The 15,109-nt window shown below is 45.2% G+C and carries 16 protein-coding genes; 5 read left to right on the forward strand and 11 right to left on the reverse strand.

What is annotated here, in order from left to right:
• Positions 1–2: 2 nt before the first annotated feature.
• The 4 genes from FD975_RS06950 to FD975_RS06965 are packed head-to-tail and all read right to left on the reverse strand — an operon-like array spanning position 3 to position 3,271.
• Entirely contained in the window at positions 3–722 is a 720-nt protein-coding gene (locus FD975_RS06950; RefSeq protein WP_215301359.1) for a GntR family transcriptional regulator, read from the reverse strand.
• 9 nt (positions 723–731) lie between these two features.
• Positions 732–1,904 (reverse strand): UxaA family hydrolase, encoded by a 1,173-nt coding sequence (locus FD975_RS06955; RefSeq protein ID WP_215301361.1) that lies wholly within the window; start codon positions 1,902–1,904, stop codon positions 732–734.
• Positions 1,905–1,945: 41 nt separating this feature from the next.
• On the reverse strand, positions 1,946–2,227 hold the full coding sequence (locus FD975_RS06960) for an SAF domain-containing protein (protein ID WP_015421504.1): 282 nt from the start codon (positions 2,225–2,227) through the stop codon (positions 1,946–1,948).
• Between the two features lie 33 nt (positions 2,228–2,260).
• On the reverse strand, positions 2,261–3,271 hold the full coding sequence (locus FD975_RS06965) for an Ldh family oxidoreductase (protein ID WP_215301362.1): 1,011 nt from the start codon (positions 3,269–3,271) through the stop codon (positions 2,261–2,263).
• Between the two features lie 302 nt (positions 3,272–3,573).
• Between FD975_RS06965 and FD975_RS06970 the strand changes: the two genes are divergently transcribed.
• The 4 genes from FD975_RS06970 (at position 3,574) to FD975_RS06985 (ending at position 8,695) form a co-directional block, all read left to right on the forward strand.
• Positions 3,574–4,560, forward strand: coding sequence for a tripartite tricarboxylate transporter substrate binding protein (locus tag FD975_RS06970; protein ID WP_215301364.1), 987 nt, complete (start codon positions 3,574–3,576; stop codon positions 4,558–4,560).
• Between the two features lie 77 nt (positions 4,561–4,637).
• Complete coding sequence (locus FD975_RS06975; RefSeq protein ID WP_215301365.1) at positions 4,638–5,630, forward strand: tripartite tricarboxylate transporter substrate binding protein; 993 nt, start codon at positions 4,638–4,640, stop codon at positions 5,628–5,630.
• A gap of 13 nt (positions 5,631–5,643) precedes the next feature.
• The gene (locus FD975_RS06980; RefSeq protein ID WP_215301367.1) at positions 5,644–7,278 is read left to right on the forward strand and encodes a thiamine pyrophosphate-binding protein; all 1,635 of its coding nucleotides are present in this window, start codon (positions 5,644–5,646) and stop codon (positions 7,276–7,278) included.
• Between the two features lie 10 nt (positions 7,279–7,288).
• The gene (locus FD975_RS06985; protein WP_215301369.1) at positions 7,289–8,695 is read left to right on the forward strand and encodes an FAD-binding oxidoreductase; all 1,407 of its coding nucleotides are present in this window, start codon (positions 7,289–7,291) and stop codon (positions 8,693–8,695) included.
• Here the strand turns inward: FD975_RS06985 and FD975_RS06990 are convergent.
• From FD975_RS06990 to FD975_RS07020, 7 genes are read right to left on the reverse strand one after another with little or no spacing between them, the layout of a single operon-like run.
• Entirely contained in the window at positions 8,692–9,447 is a 756-nt protein-coding gene (locus FD975_RS06990) for a sulfite exporter TauE/SafE family protein (protein ID WP_371743405.1), read from the reverse strand. The genes FD975_RS06985 and FD975_RS06990 overlap by 4 nt on opposite strands.
• Positions 9,447–11,165 (reverse strand): L-aspartate oxidase, encoded by a 1,719-nt coding sequence (locus tag FD975_RS06995; RefSeq protein ID WP_215301373.1) that lies wholly within the window; start codon positions 11,163–11,165, stop codon positions 9,447–9,449. Before FD975_RS06995 ends, FD975_RS06990 begins: the two co-directional genes overlap by 1 nt.
• Positions 11,162–11,773, reverse strand: a complete 612-nt coding sequence (locus FD975_RS07000) for a fumarate hydratase C-terminal domain-containing protein (protein ID WP_215301375.1) — start codon at positions 11,771–11,773, stop codon at positions 11,162–11,164. Before FD975_RS07000 ends, FD975_RS06995 begins: the two co-directional genes overlap by 4 nt.
• An 8-nt stretch (positions 11,774–11,781) precedes the next feature.
• Complete coding sequence (locus FD975_RS07005) at positions 11,782–12,657, reverse strand: fumarate hydratase (RefSeq protein WP_215303910.1); 876 nt, start codon at positions 12,655–12,657, stop codon at positions 11,782–11,784.
• Positions 12,658–12,669: 12 nt separating this feature from the next.
• Positions 12,670–13,029 carry a succinate dehydrogenase, cytochrome b556 subunit gene (gene sdhC / locus FD975_RS07010; protein WP_215301377.1) on the reverse strand — a complete coding sequence of 120 codons (360 nt, stop codon included), beginning with the start codon at positions 13,027–13,029 and terminating at the stop codon, positions 12,670–12,672.
• Entirely contained in the window at positions 13,026–13,376 is a 351-nt protein-coding gene (locus FD975_RS07015; RefSeq protein ID WP_215301379.1) for a succinate dehydrogenase, read from the reverse strand. The genes sdhC and FD975_RS07015 overlap by 4 nt, the downstream gene beginning before the upstream one ends.
• Positions 13,373–14,104, reverse strand: coding sequence for a succinate dehydrogenase/fumarate reductase iron-sulfur subunit (locus tag FD975_RS07020; RefSeq protein WP_215301380.1), 732 nt, complete (start codon positions 14,102–14,104; stop codon positions 13,373–13,375). Before FD975_RS07020 ends, FD975_RS07015 begins: the two co-directional genes overlap by 4 nt.
• 84 nt (positions 14,105–14,188) lie before the next feature.
• On the opposite strand from FD975_RS07020, the gene FD975_RS07025 reads away from it, so the two are divergent.
• Entirely contained in the window at positions 14,189–15,097 is a 909-nt protein-coding gene (locus FD975_RS07025) for a LysR substrate-binding domain-containing protein (protein ID WP_215301382.1), read from the forward strand.
• Positions 15,098–15,109 lie beyond the last annotated feature (12 nt).

Below are 15,109 nucleotides of genomic sequence, written 5' to 3' on the forward strand. Positions count from 1 at the left end.
AACTAAGCTACTAGCTCACTGAAGTACTCGTGATGAGCAGTGTTTAAAGTCGATACACGCCACTCCAAGGGCTCATCCTGAATACCAAGCGCTACCCTTCGAATAATTAACACTGGGAAGTCTGGATTTAATCCAAGCCATTCTCCATGCTGCTTGCCTGCAAGTCCCGCACGTAGACGTTCACTACTACGAACCACAGTCTGACCGTATTCCATCTGATACATTTGATAAATACTGCCCTTGCGATCAATAAAGTCCGCACGGGTTAAATCTTTAAACCGCTTTTTATCCAGCGTGATCTGATCGATCATGACGCATTGCCCTTCCAATGAAAGGCGATTGGTAATTCTCCAAACGGGTGAGCCCTCTTTAATTTGTAATTTACTGGCCTCTTCTTTGTTAGCGGTAGCAGTATTTAAAGAGACTAACTCAACCTTGGGATAAACCTTTTTTTCAACATCGTGTTTAACGACATGGAAAAAGTAATACAACAGTCTTTTGAGATCATGCTCAACAACATAGGTGCCCCTGCCTTGGCGACGAACTACGATACCTTCCGCAACTAACTCGTCCACCGCTTTGCGCAGGGTTCCTATGGATACATCTAATTCTTTTGATAAATCCTTTTCAGCAGGCAATGCCTGCCCCATAGGATATCGACCCCTGACCAGATCCTCGGTGATCTTTTGCTTGACTTCTTGATAAGCGGTCAGGTTTCTCATATTAAAAACTTAAGCAGATTCGTATAAACGAGTTAATACGAACTCACGATGACCCAAGATTTCAGAAGCAGTTAATTCGCCGTCAGCTGTACGCTTTAAGCAATCTAACAACTTATTACCTGCATCATCCATATTCTCTTCACGACGCAATAGGCCGGACACATCAACGTCAATGTGCTCACCCATCGTACGAACAGTCTTTGGATTTGCGCAAATCTTAATTACCGGAAGAATGGCATTGCCAATCACGTTACCCTGACCTGTTGGGAAGAAATGGGCTGCGAAACCAGCCGCAGCACACAGAGTCACCATTTCAGCTGCTGCTGATGATGAGTCCATAAAATGCAGTCCAGGAATCTTTGGCTCTTCACCTTTATCAAGCACGCTATCCACAATACATTTTTTACCAATTTTTTGGATATTGCCGAGTGCTTTCTCTTCGATAGTTGTTAAACCACCTGCAATATTGCCTTTGGTTGGCTGAGAGTCAGACAAATCGCTTGTCTTGTGACGCTCAATCACATCCTGGTAACGGTCAAACATCTCGCGAAACTTTTTCTTTACTTCAGGAGTGCGGCAACGTGCCTCAACTAAATGCTCACCACCAGTTAACTCGGTAGTCTCACCAAATACCAAGGTAGAGCCAATTTCATAAAGCTTATCGAATGCATCACCAACAGTTGGGTTTGCACCGCAACCAGAAGTGGTATCGGACTCGCCACACTTAGTAGACACCCACAACTCGGATAGAGGTGCAGACACGCGTTTTTGCTTAGATGCATGCTTCATCATGCTGTAGGCAGCTTTGCTTGCAGAAGCAATAGTTGCGGTGTCGCCATTACCTTCAATCCAGAAGCCTTCTACTGGCTTGCCAGAAGCTTTGATGCCATCTACAACAATCTTTGTCCACTGCGGCTCAATACCAATAACTACAACAGCAGCTACGTTAGGGTTGCAGCCAGTTCCAATTAAGGTGCGGAAATGCAAGTCTAAGTCAGCTCCGAACTGCAAACGGCCATAGGAGTGCGGGATTGCCATTGCACCTTTGATGTTGTTTGCTACTGCTTCACAAGCCGCGTTAGACAAGTCATCTAAAGGCAAAATTAATACATGATTACGAATACCCATGCGGCCGTTTTCGCGGCGGTAGCCTAAAAAGGTCGCGTCTTTTAAATTGGTCATTTTTATATCTCTCTCAATGAATAGGTAAATAAGGTGCCGGATTACCAGCGCTTAGTTTTAACGTTTTGAACGTGAAGGTGCTCACCTTTTTTAATTGGAGCTACCACCTTGCCAATATCAACGCCGTATTTCATTACAGTGTCACCTGGCTTGAAATCATTCAATGAAATTTTGTGACCAATAGGAATATCACTTTCAGACTTGATGTTTAAGGTGAGATCACCATCCATCACCCAACCAATCAAATCCGTTCCAGCTTTTACACCCTCAACTACTACTACACCTACGCCATCTGCTGGCTCATGCACGACAAAGTGGATCATTACTATCTCCTCAATAATCTCATTTATAAAAAACTACTTAGTCCATAACTGGCGAATGCCAGTTTGAATTTCTTCCACAACTACATCTGAAACTGTTACGCCGTCACTGAAGCCTGTGGCTCGCTGCTGAAAACGCCGCTGGCCAGGTAGACGAGTTCCATCATCGGCGCTTAATACCTTAAGGAAGTCTTGAATACGGCTAGCAAAAACAGTGGGGCCTGCCAAGCCCGGGTCAATAGTCAATATCAACTGACCAATTCGGGGGCGATTACCTTGGGGATCAAAAAAGGAATCTGCCTCATAGGAAAATCTACTGCCTGAAAGTCCTACTACCAACAACTCAACAATCAGAGCCAGCAATGCACCTTTATCGCCACCTAAAGGAACCATTAATCCCTTGAGACCCTCCTGAGGATCAGTTGTGGGCTTACCCTGAGCAGTTAGAGCCCAACCCTCAGGAATAGATTGGCCATTTTTAGCTGCAATCAATAATTTGCCACGCGCAACAGCAGAAAGAGACATATCAATCACCAAGGGATCGACACTTTCAATCGGAAATGCGGCAGCGAGAGGGTTGGTACCAAAAATAGCCCGAGTACCACCAACCATTGGCATCGCGGCGGGGGTATTGCCAAATAACAAGGAAATGTAGCCGGCACGGGCGGCGGCCTCAACGTAGTGGCCAGCAACTCCAAAATGATGACTATTATTTACCGCCACCAGACCAAGCCCATTTTTGGATGCCAAATTGACAGAAAGGTCAGTCGCAAAACGAAGTGCTGGAAATGCTAGCCCATCACAAGCATCCACCAAAGCCGCGGCAGTCTTGAAAGGTCGCACCTTCATTTTGGGGTCTAGCTCAATACGGCCATTTTTTGCATGTGCAGCATATTGCGCAACCCTAGCCAAGCCATGGGAAGAAAGCCCATCTAATTCTGCTAGGGCTAGAAACTGTGCAGTTTCATTGGCAGCCTTACTGCCTATTCCAGAGGCTCTGAGACCAGCCTCGGCTAAATCATGCATTTGCGAAAAAGTGAGATTCATGCTGTCGCCTTACAAACAAGAACAATGAAAATCAATTCTTTCAAACACAGGGTTTTAGAGGCTTGACTTAAATGATTGTTAAGGATCAAAATAGATGACATATCTGAATCATATAGATGATTTAGATATCTTGCAAGCAGTAATCCATTGTGCAGCGCAACGAATGCAAAGTGGCGCATCATGATGGTTGGAGGAGACAGTAGTGTCATATAAGCATATAGCTAAACAATAGCAATTAAGCGTATTTTTTTGATGTCTAAGTAGATAAGATACAAAGATCAAATTACCACTGGAGGTCACCGATGTTTAAGATTGAAAAATATAAGTTCAGTAGACGTTTAGTTTTACTAGCCGGCGCACTCACCCTTGCGCTACCACAGCTAGCAACAGCACAATCTTGGCCCACCAAGCCAATTAAATTAATCATTCCCTTTAATGCCGGAGGAACTACAGACATTCTTGGAAGACTCTTAGCGCAGCAATTAACTAAGGATCTAGGGCAAAACGTTGTTGTTGAAAATAAAGGCGGGGCCGGCGGAAACATCGCAGCTGAATTTGTGGCGCAGTCACCTGCTGACGGCTACACCATCATGCTTGCTTCCGGAAGTATGTTGACCGTAAATCCTAATCTCTATAAAAGATTGCCTGTTAACTACAGTAAAGATTTTGTAAACATCACTAATGTAGCTAGCGGCCCAATGATGCTTTCAGTAAGTAATAAAATTCCGGTCAAGAATTTAAATGAGTTCATTACCTACGCCAAAACAAAGGATCTCAATTTTGGATCTGCAGGTATTGGCAGCCAAGTCCACATGGCTGGTGAAAATCTGACCTATGCTGCAAACATCCCAGCGACCCACGTACCATATAAAGGTGAGTCAGCCGCCATTAATGATTTAGTAGCAGGTCAAATTGACTTTATGGTTGGCAACCTCACTGCCGCTACTGGCTTCGCAAAAAATGGTCAGATTAAGCCTATCGCAGTAACTAGCTCTAAGCGTGTTAAACAGTTACCTGATGTTCCTACTGTCGCAGAAAGTGGTATCCCTGGATTTGAGAGCACTGGTTGGTTCGGTTTAGTAGCTCCTGCTAGCACTCCTAAGGCTATTACCGATAAGATCTACGCTGCTACAGTAAAAGCCGTTAACTCTGAAGCTATGAAAAAGAGTTTGGATATGAATGGCCTCACTCCTATTGTTAACACTCAAGATGAATTTAATGCCCAAATCAAAGCTGAGTCAGCTAACTGGGAAAAAGTGATTAAGGGTCGCAACATTAGTACCCAGTAGTAATACGAAAAAGGCTGCAATCAATTGCAGCCTTTTTTATAAGTAGTTACCCCGCTTCATTTCTTTGAGGACATGCTATGAAATCCAAACTTTTATTAGCAGCACGCAAATTTTTTACCGCAACGACATCCGTTACTTTTATCGTTTCAACCCCAGTACTTGCTCAAAGTTACCCCAATAAACCCATAACAATTGTCGTGCCCTACAACGCCGGCGGGGATGCAGACCAGTCCGCAAGAAATTTGGCAACCGTGGCACAAAATTCTTTAAAGCAATCCATCATTGTGATGAATAAGGGTGGAGCTAGTGGCGCCATCGGGTCGCAATTTGTAAAAGATGCAGCGCCGGATGGCTACACACTTTTACTGGCTCGCGTTGGCTCACAAGCAGTTCTTCCTGCCATGAAAAATGACTTGGGCTACAAGTGGAATGACTTTACCTTCATTGGTCTACTTGAGTTAAACCCCGTTGTCTGCGTAGTGCACCCTGACTCGCCCTATAAAACATTTGATGAGCTGACAAAGGCAATCGTAAGTCAACCTGGAAAACTAAATTACAGCTCCTCAGGCCCTGGAACCATCCTGAATTTTGGCCCACAACTCATGCTACAAACACTGAAGTTAAAACCAGATGCTGCAATTAATATTAGCTATAAAGGTGGATCAGAAGCCGTGCTAGCTGTTTTAAGTCGTGAAGTGGATTTCAGCTGCGGCAATCTAACATCAGCTCTAACTCAAATTAATGCCGGCAAATTACGAGCTCTTGTTGTGACCACCCCTGAGCGAGTTAAAGAAATTCCCAATGTCCCTACCGCAAAAGAAGCAGGCATGTCTTCGCTTGAGACGATCATCGGATGGAGTGCACTGTATGGCCCACCAAAAATGGCTTCTGACATTGTTGCCAAATGGACCGAGGTATTAGCTCTTGCAGAAAAGGATGCGGGCTGGCAAGCGGGTAATGTCCGCTATGGCGGCATCCCACGCATTCTTTCACCAGCAGATACAGAGAAATTTGCAGCCTCACAGTACGCCTCATACTCGCGCCTAAGCAATCAATTAGGCATTAAATAATTTTGGACATACGATGAAGAATAACCAAACTGGCGCCAGTTTTTTAGTGAAATCACTTCAAGTTGCCGGAGTCAAAAAAATATTCACCCTTTCAGGCAATCACATCATGCCTGTTTATGACGCAGTTTTTGATTCTGATATTGACTTAATTCATACTAGACACGAGGCCGCTGCAGTTCACATGGCTGATGCCTGGGCCAGACTTACGGGTGATGTTGGCATTGCCTTGGTTACCGGCGGCCCAGGGCATGCAAATGCAATATCGGCCCTGTACACAGCTGGCATGTCTGAATCGCCAGTCGTTCTTCTATCTGGTCATGCGCCTATTAATCAACTAGGCAAAGGAGCATTCCAAGAAATGGCGCAAGCTGATATCGCTGCCCCGCTAAGCAAGGCTTCATGGACTTGCCAGAGGACCGAGGATCTTGCTTCAGATATAGCAAAGGCAATTCAGATTGCTACGTCTGGCAGACCAGGCCCAGTTCACCTCAGTCTCCCAACCGACGTTTTGGAGTCTAAATCCATCGAAAGTATTGCTCTACCAACCCCTGAAAACTTTAAAGCAAAAAAAATGGAGGTATCAAACGCCGATATCTCTACCATCATCTCTAAATTGCAGGCGGCAAAGAAGCCCTTGATTCTGACTGGACCCATGATGCAAACCAAAGCAGGAAGAGTAAAACTGCTGGAACTAGAGAATGCGCTGGGAGTTCCAGTAATTGGGATGGAGAGTCCACGCGGTATTGGCGACCCAAGCTTAGGGGCACTCTCAGAAGTGCTGAGTCAGGCAGATTGCATTTTATTGCTTGGTAAGAAATTAGATTTCACTCTCAAATTTGGCCAAAGCCCAGGGATAGATAAGGATTGCATCTTCCTCCAAGTGGATCCAGAAACTGAAGAAATCGATAGAGTAAAGCGAGCTGTAGGTAATCGTTTAATACATATGGCGATTTGCAGCGTCCCTGAAACCATTGAGGCTTTGATCCTTTCAAAGCCTTCGCAAGCGATTGCATCTCCAGCTTGGAATACGGCAGTGAAGTCAGCAATTGACTATCGCCCAACAGCCTGGTCAACATTAAACTCTGAATCCGGAAAAATTCATCCAGTTCAAGCTTTTAGACCCCTTCAAGCTATCTTAGATAGCAATCCAGATTCCGTATTAATTTGCGATGGCGGAGAAATTGGTCAGTGGGCTCAAGCATGTCTTAGCGCACCAAATCGAGTTCTCAATGGCGTTGCCGGATCTATTGGCGCTGGACTTCCATTTGCTGTAGCGGCAAGCGTAGCAAAACCTAATGTACCTATTATTGCGATCATTGGCGATGGCACTTTTGGATTTCATAGTGCTGAAATTGACACTGCCGTTCGCTATCAACTTCCCTTTACCCTGGTAATAGGAAATGATGCCAAATGGAATGCGGAATACCAAATACAAGTTCGAGAGTATGGTCAAGATAGAACCATCGGCTGTGAATTACTACCCTCGCGCTATGAAAAAGTCTGCGAAGCATTTGGGGGATTTGGTGAACTGGTACTAGATGCCGACAAAGTACTTCCTGCAGCAAAAAGGGCAATTGACAGCAAGCTGCCAGCTTGCATTAACGTGATGATTAATGGCTTGGCGGCACCCAATATCAAACAGATCTAGACCTTAGGTAATGGATATATTTATTCAACAGTGTCAAGAAATTATTGGCACTGAATATGTTTATATTGGAGAGGTCGATAAAGCGCCTTATTTAACAGACTGGGGTAAGCGATTTACCGGACAAAGTAAGGCCGTACTAAAGCCAAAAAATGTTCACGAGGTCGCCTCCCTAGTAAAGCTATGTCAATTCCATAAGATCGCCATTGTTCCCCAGGGTGGAAATACTGGACTATGTGGTGGAGCAACACCGGATAAAACTGGTAACTCTGTTGTCATCAGCACCGCAAGACTGAATGCAGTAAGAAATCTAGACCTAGAAAATGCAGCCATCACGCTTGAAGCGGGTGTGATTCTATCTCATGCGCAGGAAACAGCCCTTGGAGCCGGCAAGCTTTTTCCGCTGAGCCTAGCCGCCGAGGGTAGCTGTACGATTGGCGGCAATCTTGCCACCAATGCAGGCGGAGTTCAGGTATTGCACTATGGCAATATGCGAGACCTCACTCTAGGCTTAGAGGTGGTGACCCCTAACGGCGACATTTTTAATGGTCTACGTGGTTTACGAAAAGATAATACGGGATACTCTCTTAAGGATTTATATATTGGCTCAGAGGGCACACTTGGAATTATCACTGCAGCCACTTTAAAACTGTATCCACTTCCCTGCTCTAAGGCTACAGCTATGGTCGGCCTAACAAGCGTTAAGTCTGCTATAGACTTAATTGAGCTTTCTAGAATGAAGTCCAATGCAAACTTAACCGCATTCGAACTAATCTCCACTCGAGCCTTGAACCTTGTCACAAAGACTACTAAAAACTTTGACTCTCTTCTAAATACCACATCTGGCTGGGTGGTGCTACTCGAATTCTCAAGCATGGAGGACGGAACTAACTCTCAGGCCAGAATTGAGACACTGCTATCAGAAGCCTTTACATCAGGCCTCATCACCGATGCGATGATTGCAAACTCGATACAACAAAGCAAAGAACTGTGGTCTATCAGGGAAACCATTCCAGAGGCACAACTAAAGCTTGGAACAATCATCAAGCATGATATTTCCCTGCCAATCTCCGCCCTCCCCGACTTTATTCTTAGCGCTCAAGTGAAGCTGAATGATCTTTATCCAAATGCAAGCACCATTATTTTTGGGCACCTGGGCGATGGTAATTTGCATTACAACCTCGCACCCAACTCTCCAGAACTTTCTGAATGGATTGAAGAAAATCGCTCCTCAATCAATCAACTGATACACAATGAGGTCTATAAATTCTCCGGATCATTCTCCGCAGAACACGGCATCGGACAGTCAAAAAGAGATGAGTTGCCACAAAGAAAAAGTGCCGTGGAGATTGAACTTATGCGCACCATCAAAAAGGCGCTAGACCCTCAGAACATCATGAACCCAGGGAAAATTCTTTAGACAAGCTGACGAAGTAATAATGTGGCGCCAGCAAAAACTAAGATGGAGCCATAGGCTATTCGCATAGAAGTGTTGTTAAGCTTGGTATGGACGTGAGAGCCCGACCATATCCCGAGGAAAGCTGCTGGAATTAAACAGGTCGCAAGGCCGATAACCTCCCAGCTCAAAATGAGACCAGTGACAAGCATCAAGCTAAGACGAAGGAATGTCAGCATAAATATGGCAAATGCCATGGTCGCACGCAATACTTTAGGGTTGTTAATCCTTAAACCTAAGTAAGAGACATATACCGGCCCACCGGTAGCAAAAAGGGCTGTAAATGCGCCACCAAAAAAACCAAATGGCACTGCCCACCATTTACTGATTGGATCCTGAGATTCCACATTTCTCTGGATCAGTACACGTATGCCATTAATCGCTGCAAATAATCCAAGAATCAATAGCAATGGTTCGCTGGGCGCCCTTACCAATAAGAAGACTCCAAATACCATCCCTATCAAGCTAAAGGGAAATAGCCATTTTAATTCTTGAACATTTGCGTCGCCTGATGATTTCCTGCCCACGTAGAGTGAGGCGCAGATATCAATAATCACCATCATTGGCACAACTACTTTTAAGGGGTACATCTGAACCAGGAGTGGGACTGCCACTATTGAGGATCCGAATCCTGACACCCCAAAGATAAAGAATGCGCACAGAACAATTAATACTGCTAGCGCAAATGAGAGTGGTTCGATTAAATCAAAAATAATTAACTCTCAACTAAGATCGTCTCGCCTGGCTTAATCATGGTGAATTGAACTGGTCTATTTTCAATTCTTAAGCCCTGATCGCTTAACTGCACCGCAGTGAAATAGGAACTCTCCAATGGCCCCGGCTCGGGGAAATCATCGCGATAGTGAGCACCTCTTGAATTTTCTCTTGAGAGAGCCGCCTCAGTTACCGCCTTACTCACTAGGATCAAATTGCGTAAATTCATCCAATCCTGCCAAGTAATGCTGTACTGCCTCTGAATATCGCCGACACCCATTTGATCTAACTGCCGCTCTAATTCATCCAATTTAACTCGAGCCTGAATCAAATTGTCTCTGCTACGTGAAATTCCAACATCGTCCCACATGCACTCTGCCAGAGCATCGCGAATCATCTCAATATCGCCTGCAGGTTTCTTGAGAGGAGATTCGTGAGCTTCAATGCTAGCTAGAACCTCCGACATATTGCACTCTTGCAAAGATTGTGAAGTCACCCACTTGGCCATCTCTTCACCAGCAATTCCGCCATACACAGTGGAATTAGCTACCCCATTGCCACCCAAGCGATTAGCACCATGCACCCCGCCGGTATCTTCACCAGCAGCAAATAATCCCGGCAACTCTGTGCTGCAATCTTTTTTAAATACTAGGCCACCCATCATGTAGTGTGCTGTTGGCACCACCTCCACCAAGTCGCCAGCAAGATCAAATCCGCTATCAGCGCAACGCTCAACCATACCCTTAAATTGCTGACGGACATTATCGGGCCCTAGATGACTCATCTGAATATAAACACCACCATTAGGCGTTGCTCTACCAGCCCGAATCTCTGAGTTAATCGATCTCGAAACAATGTCTCGTGTAGCACGCTCATTACGAGGATCATAGTTACCCATAAATCGCTCATGATTGCCATTGAGTAAATATCCGCCTGCACCACGCAGACCTTCCTCAAGAACAGTACCAGTCATCCTAGTTCCAGGCCCTGCCAACATTCCTGTTGGATGGAACTGCACCATCTCCATGTCACGCAGAGTAAGGCCTGCGCGTAGCGCCATAGCCAAGCCATCACAACTCTTATCACCTGAAGGGGTGTGATACTTATACATAGTAGGTCCACCACCTGTAGCCAAAAGCACCGCTTTAGCTCTGACTAGTGTGAACTCACCAGTCTGCATATTGAGCATCAGTACACCGGCTAGCGACTTTCCATCAGCACTATGAATCAACTCGAGCGCCCTATGCTCCTCAAGACGATGGATTCCTCTGGCCCAAACTTGCTCAGCCAGCCGGCTAATGATTTCAATGCCAGTTAGATCACCCTTATGAACTGTGCGATCAAAGGTTTGTCCTGCAAATGCTTTTTGATGCACAGTCCCATCTGGATTGCGATCAAAGAAACAACCGAGCTCATTCTCCAGTTCATGAATACGTTCTACAGCCTTACTGACCAAAGTCCATGCAAGATCTTGATCGGATAACCACTTGCCACCCTCAATCGTATCCATAAAGTGACGCTCAACAGAGTCACCTTCAGCTAACGCTACGTTGTAACCACCCTGAACCATGCGGGTACAACCGCACTTACCAAGCAGACCCTTCACAGCGATAGTGATGTGAAGATTTGGATTGGTTTGATGTGCATGCAAAGCTGCGAACAGCCCTGCGCCACCAGAACCCAAAATCAGGATGTCCGTTTCAAGCATGGCGATATTCATGATGTAATTCCTAGACTCTTCAATACAGCCTCTTTATTACGAGCAACATCACCTTTAACTTCTTGATAAATACTTCCGCCATGACTATCCATCGCCACTAGCAGAGGGCCAAAATCTTTAATCTTGAAACGCCAGAGAGACTCTGGATTGAGATCATCCATGTCTACGTCTTCAATCTGCTCAATCCAAGTTGTCTCAAGCGCTGCTGTGCCACCAATAATTGCAAGATACACGCCGCCAATCTCCTGAAAGGCTGCCGCAGATCCTTCGCGCATACCACCCTTACCAACAATCATGCGAACACCATTTTCAGTCATTAATGGGCGGGTAAACCGCTCCATGCGATCTGAGGTAGTTGTGCCAATACAGATTGGCTGATAGCCAGCTGGAAATTCTGTGCTAACCGGAACTTTGCGTACATTAGGTGCCGTATGGATGACAGCATGGCCACTCAAATCAAATCGAGTTTTCCGGCCTTTATCGAATAAGTGAATCTGCGTGGCATCTCGAATACCAAACAAAGTATTTTGCAAAGTTACTGTGTCGTTAATACGAAGTTTCCGAATATCAGCTTCGCTAACAGGAGTTGGAAGGTTGTAATGGGCCATCTTTGCTCCTAGAATCCGTAAGTCACACCGTCAGGCGTAAAAGTTGCTCGCGCTCTACGAGCCGAGTGGCACTGCATGTTGACAGCTACGGGATTCAATGTGATGTGTGTATGAGCAAGCTCAACATGAACAGCAAATGCTGTACCATCGCCACCCAAACCTTGGGGGCCAATACCTAATTTATTCACCGCGGCCGTTAATTCTTGTTCTAACTTAGCCCCCTCTTCATCACTACAAACACTACCTAATGCCCTTGTAGCAGCTCGCTTAGCCATCGCAACACATTGTTCGGATGTACCGCCAATGCCAACTCCAACAATGGTTGGCGGGCAAGTTTTTCCTCCAGCAGAAACAACGCTTTCAATCACAAAGGCTTTTACGCCATTAATACCATCAGCAGGAATGGCCATCTTCAAAAAAGAATTGTTTTCCGAACCACTTCCTTTGGGGACCATCTCAATTTCAAGCATTTGATCGTCATCACAAAAATCAATGCTGATTGCAGGCATATCAATACCGCAGGAAGTGTGATTATTTTTTCTAGTGATTGGGTGGACTACAGAAGATCGCAATGGATATTCGGTAGTAGCACGCTCACAACCCTTACGAATCGCCGCCTTGAGCTCCATGCCGTCAAGCTGAACATTACGACCAATCTTCACTTTATAAATCGGCAAGCCAGTATCTTGGCAAAGTAAATTATCCTCGCGCTCGGCTACTGAAATATTGGTGATCATGGTTTTTAAGACAACCTGGGCACGCGCATCTGTCTCACCTTGATTTAAACGCTCGATACCAGCCTTCACATCATCTGGCAGAACTTTTAATGCTCGGATATAAAGCTCCTTACAAGCCTCTTCAACTGCTTTCATTTGTAACTGCATCACATTACCCAATCAGTTTGCTAAATACAAAAATAGAAGGCCGCAAGCGATGCCGAATAAGATGGCTGCCTGTGTCCAAGCCTTACGAAGCCCGCGCCATGGACCAAACTCAATCATGAGAAGTCGAATCCCACCAACTAAATGAATGGCTAGCAAAATAACGAGTGCCCATTCACCAAATTTGAATACCCAAAAATCAGTTAATCCCAAATAGCGCTCAAAGCCACTAGCTCCACGCAAAGACTGAGAAAGCATTAAGAAATGCAAAGGAATAAAGCAAGCTAAGAGCAATCCAGAAAAACGATGGCACGCATAAGCAAAATAGGAGAGATGACTCTTTGCGCGTAAGTCAATTTTTGGTCGAGAACTCATAGAGCACCTCCGCTATACACGCCGACAACCGCTGTAGTACCTAGAACGAGTATGAGTACTGCGAGGATTGAAGACAAAGCCTTGGAGAGCAAGCCCTTCGAAAAAGTTTCTTCCAGGATATTAGCCAAACCAATAGGTGCATGCACAAAACAAGCTAAGACAAAAATCTCGTAAAAAACAGCGAAAGCAATATTGCCTTGTGTGCGCCCCAGGATCTCTTCAGCACTTAGGCCGCCGCGTATTGCGTAGAAAATAATAATGAGATGAATGCTGACACAGAGCCCCAAAATCATGGCGCTGATTCTTTGGGTATACCAAAGCTTGGCCTGCAAAACTGCTTGGCTCATAACTTGCCCCATTTACTGCCACGTACCGCAGCTCTGGCTACTAATTTCTTAAGGCCAGCAATACTGGCTGTAGGCTCCAGCTTTTTGGGACAGCGCTCAGTACAGGATCCGTGCGTGTGGCATGCATGACAGCCTTCATCGCCGGCAACTGCACGCAGGCGATCCAATTGCTGCACATCACGCACGTCATTTGTTAATGTCCAAGCACGATTCAAAGCTGCAGGGCCAAGATAGTTAGGACGTTTTTCAACCACCTCACAAGAGGAATAGCAGACTCCACAACCAATGCACTCAATACCGGCATTTGCTAATTGGCGCTCGATTGACTCTGGCTCTACTTTTGCAAAATCGTCATGACGGGTTTTATCACCCTTAAAGAAGCCAACAGCGCCTTTCCACTTATTAAAGAACTCGCGCATATCGGTAGCGAGATCTTTAATTACGGGAAGATTATTTAATGGTGCAATCTCTAACTTATCACCTTCAACAATTTGAGAGACATGGGTGCGGCAAGTCCAGCGAGCAACACCGTTGACGGTCATGGCGCAAGAGCCACACATACCAACTCGACAAGCAAAGCGATAGCTGAGAGTTGGGTCTAACTTTCGTTGAATGTAGGTCACCACATCCAAAACTGTTTGATTTGGATTACGTGGCACTAAATACTCAACAAACTCACCTTCTTGAGCACCGCGCCAGACTTTTACCTTGAGATCTGAATTTGGCATGGGTTCATTATATCGATAGATAATAAAAAATAAATCGAATATAATTTTCTTTGAGATAAAGAATAATTTTATATAAATACTGCCATGTCTAGCATTCGGATACTAAAAAACTTTCTAGCAATAACAAGGCACAAGAGTGTCGCGGCTGCAGCTAAAGAAATTGGGCTCACGGCCGCAGCAGCAGGCCAGCAACTTGCACAGTTGGAGTCTGAGCTTGGCGTAGAGTTATTTGATAGAACCAAGCGCTCACTTAGCCTAAATCACCAGGGCAGATCGTTAATAGAGCCTATTCAAGATATTGTCGCGCGGTATGAGGCCTTGGGTTCTGAATTGAAGTCCGAGCTCAGTGGAACTATTGTTTTGGGGGCTCTTGTTTCAACCTTGATGGGAGCCTTCGGCAGTACTCTCAACAAACTCAAGCAGACCTATCCCAGTCTTGAGGTAAAGCTAATAGCGGGTCTATCCAGCAACTTTTTAGATCAAGTGCTTGAAGGTAGTTTAGATGCAGCGATTGTTACTGAGTCCCCATATGCGTTACCGCAAAATATTCAGTGGACTGAGTTGTACACCGAACCCATGGTCTTGATTTACCCTACAGTTAAAAACGCAAAAGGTGCAGATCCTAAAAATATCGCAAACGACTTACCGTTTATTCGCTTTGAGAGAAACACTTGGACGGGTCATCTAGTAGATCAAACTATTCGATCAAGTAAGTTAAACGTTAAAGAGGGCATGGAACTCAATTCAGTTGAGGCCATCATTGAGCTAGTGCGCCAAGGACTTGGTTACTCTATTGTTCCCAAGCTAGCCAATATCTCCTGGGAAAGCGACCGCCAACTCAAAATATCCGAACTGCCTGGCAAAACAATTTACAGAAAAGTTGGTTTACTAGAAAAACGCAAGCACTCCCGTCAAAACATGACTCAAGAAATAAAAAAGTATTTTTTAGAGCAAGTCAGCACAAAAGAAAAACCACCCCGCAGGGTGGTTTGAAAGTAAATCTAT

It is taken from the genome of Polynucleobacter sp. AP-Jannik-300A-C4, assembly GCF_018688335.1.
GTDB lineage: Bacteria > Pseudomonadota > Gammaproteobacteria > Burkholderiales > Burkholderiaceae > Polynucleobacter.

Bases quoted from the DNA above. Each gene is read 5' to 3' on its own strand.
- FD975_RS06950 (WP_215301359.1), bottom strand. From the start codon at position 722: ATGAGAAACCTGACCGCTTATCAAGAAGTCAAGCAAAAGATCACCGAG.
- FD975_RS06955 (WP_215301361.1), bottom strand. From the start codon at position 1,904: ATGACCAATTTAAAAGACGCGACCTTTTTAGGCTACCGCCGCGAAAAC.
- FD975_RS06960 (WP_015421504.1), bottom strand. From the start codon at position 2,227: ATGATCCACTTTGTCGTGCATGAGCCAGCAGATGGCGTAGGTGTAGTA.
- FD975_RS06965 (WP_215301362.1), bottom strand. From the start codon at position 3,271: ATGAATCTCACTTTTTCGCAAATGCATGATTTAGCCGAGGCTGGTCTC.
- FD975_RS06970 (WP_215301364.1), top strand. From the start codon at position 3,574: ATGTTTAAGATTGAAAAATATAAGTTCAGTAGACGTTTAGTTTTACTA.
- FD975_RS06975 (WP_215301365.1), top strand. From the start codon at position 4,638: ATGAAATCCAAACTTTTATTAGCAGCACGCAAATTTTTTACCGCAACG.
- FD975_RS06980 (WP_215301367.1), top strand. From the start codon at position 5,644: ATGAAGAATAACCAAACTGGCGCCAGTTTTTTAGTGAAATCACTTCAA.
- FD975_RS06985 (WP_215301369.1), top strand. From the start codon at position 7,289: ATGGATATATTTATTCAACAGTGTCAAGAAATTATTGGCACTGAATAT.
- FD975_RS06995 (WP_215301373.1), bottom strand. From the start codon at position 11,165: ATGAATATCGCCATGCTTGAAACGGACATCCTGATTTTGGGTTCTGGT.
- FD975_RS07000 (WP_215301375.1), bottom strand. From the start codon at position 11,773: ATGGCCCATTACAACCTTCCAACTCCTGTTAGCGAAGCTGATATTCGG.
- FD975_RS07005 (WP_215303910.1), bottom strand. From the start codon at position 12,657: ATGCAGTTACAAATGAAAGCAGTTGAAGAGGCTTGTAAGGAGCTTTAT.
- sdhC (WP_215301377.1), bottom strand. From the start codon at position 13,029: ATGAGTTCTCGACCAAAAATTGACTTACGCGCAAAGAGTCATCTCTCC.
- FD975_RS07015 (WP_215301379.1), bottom strand. From the start codon at position 13,376: ATGAGCCAAGCAGTTTTGCAGGCCAAGCTTTGGTATACCCAAAGAATC.
- FD975_RS07020 (WP_215301380.1), bottom strand. From the start codon at position 14,104: ATGCCAAATTCAGATCTCAAGGTAAAAGTCTGGCGCGGTGCTCAAGAA.
- FD975_RS07025 (WP_215301382.1), top strand. From the start codon at position 14,189: ATGTCTAGCATTCGGATACTAAAAAACTTTCTAGCAATAACAAGGCAC.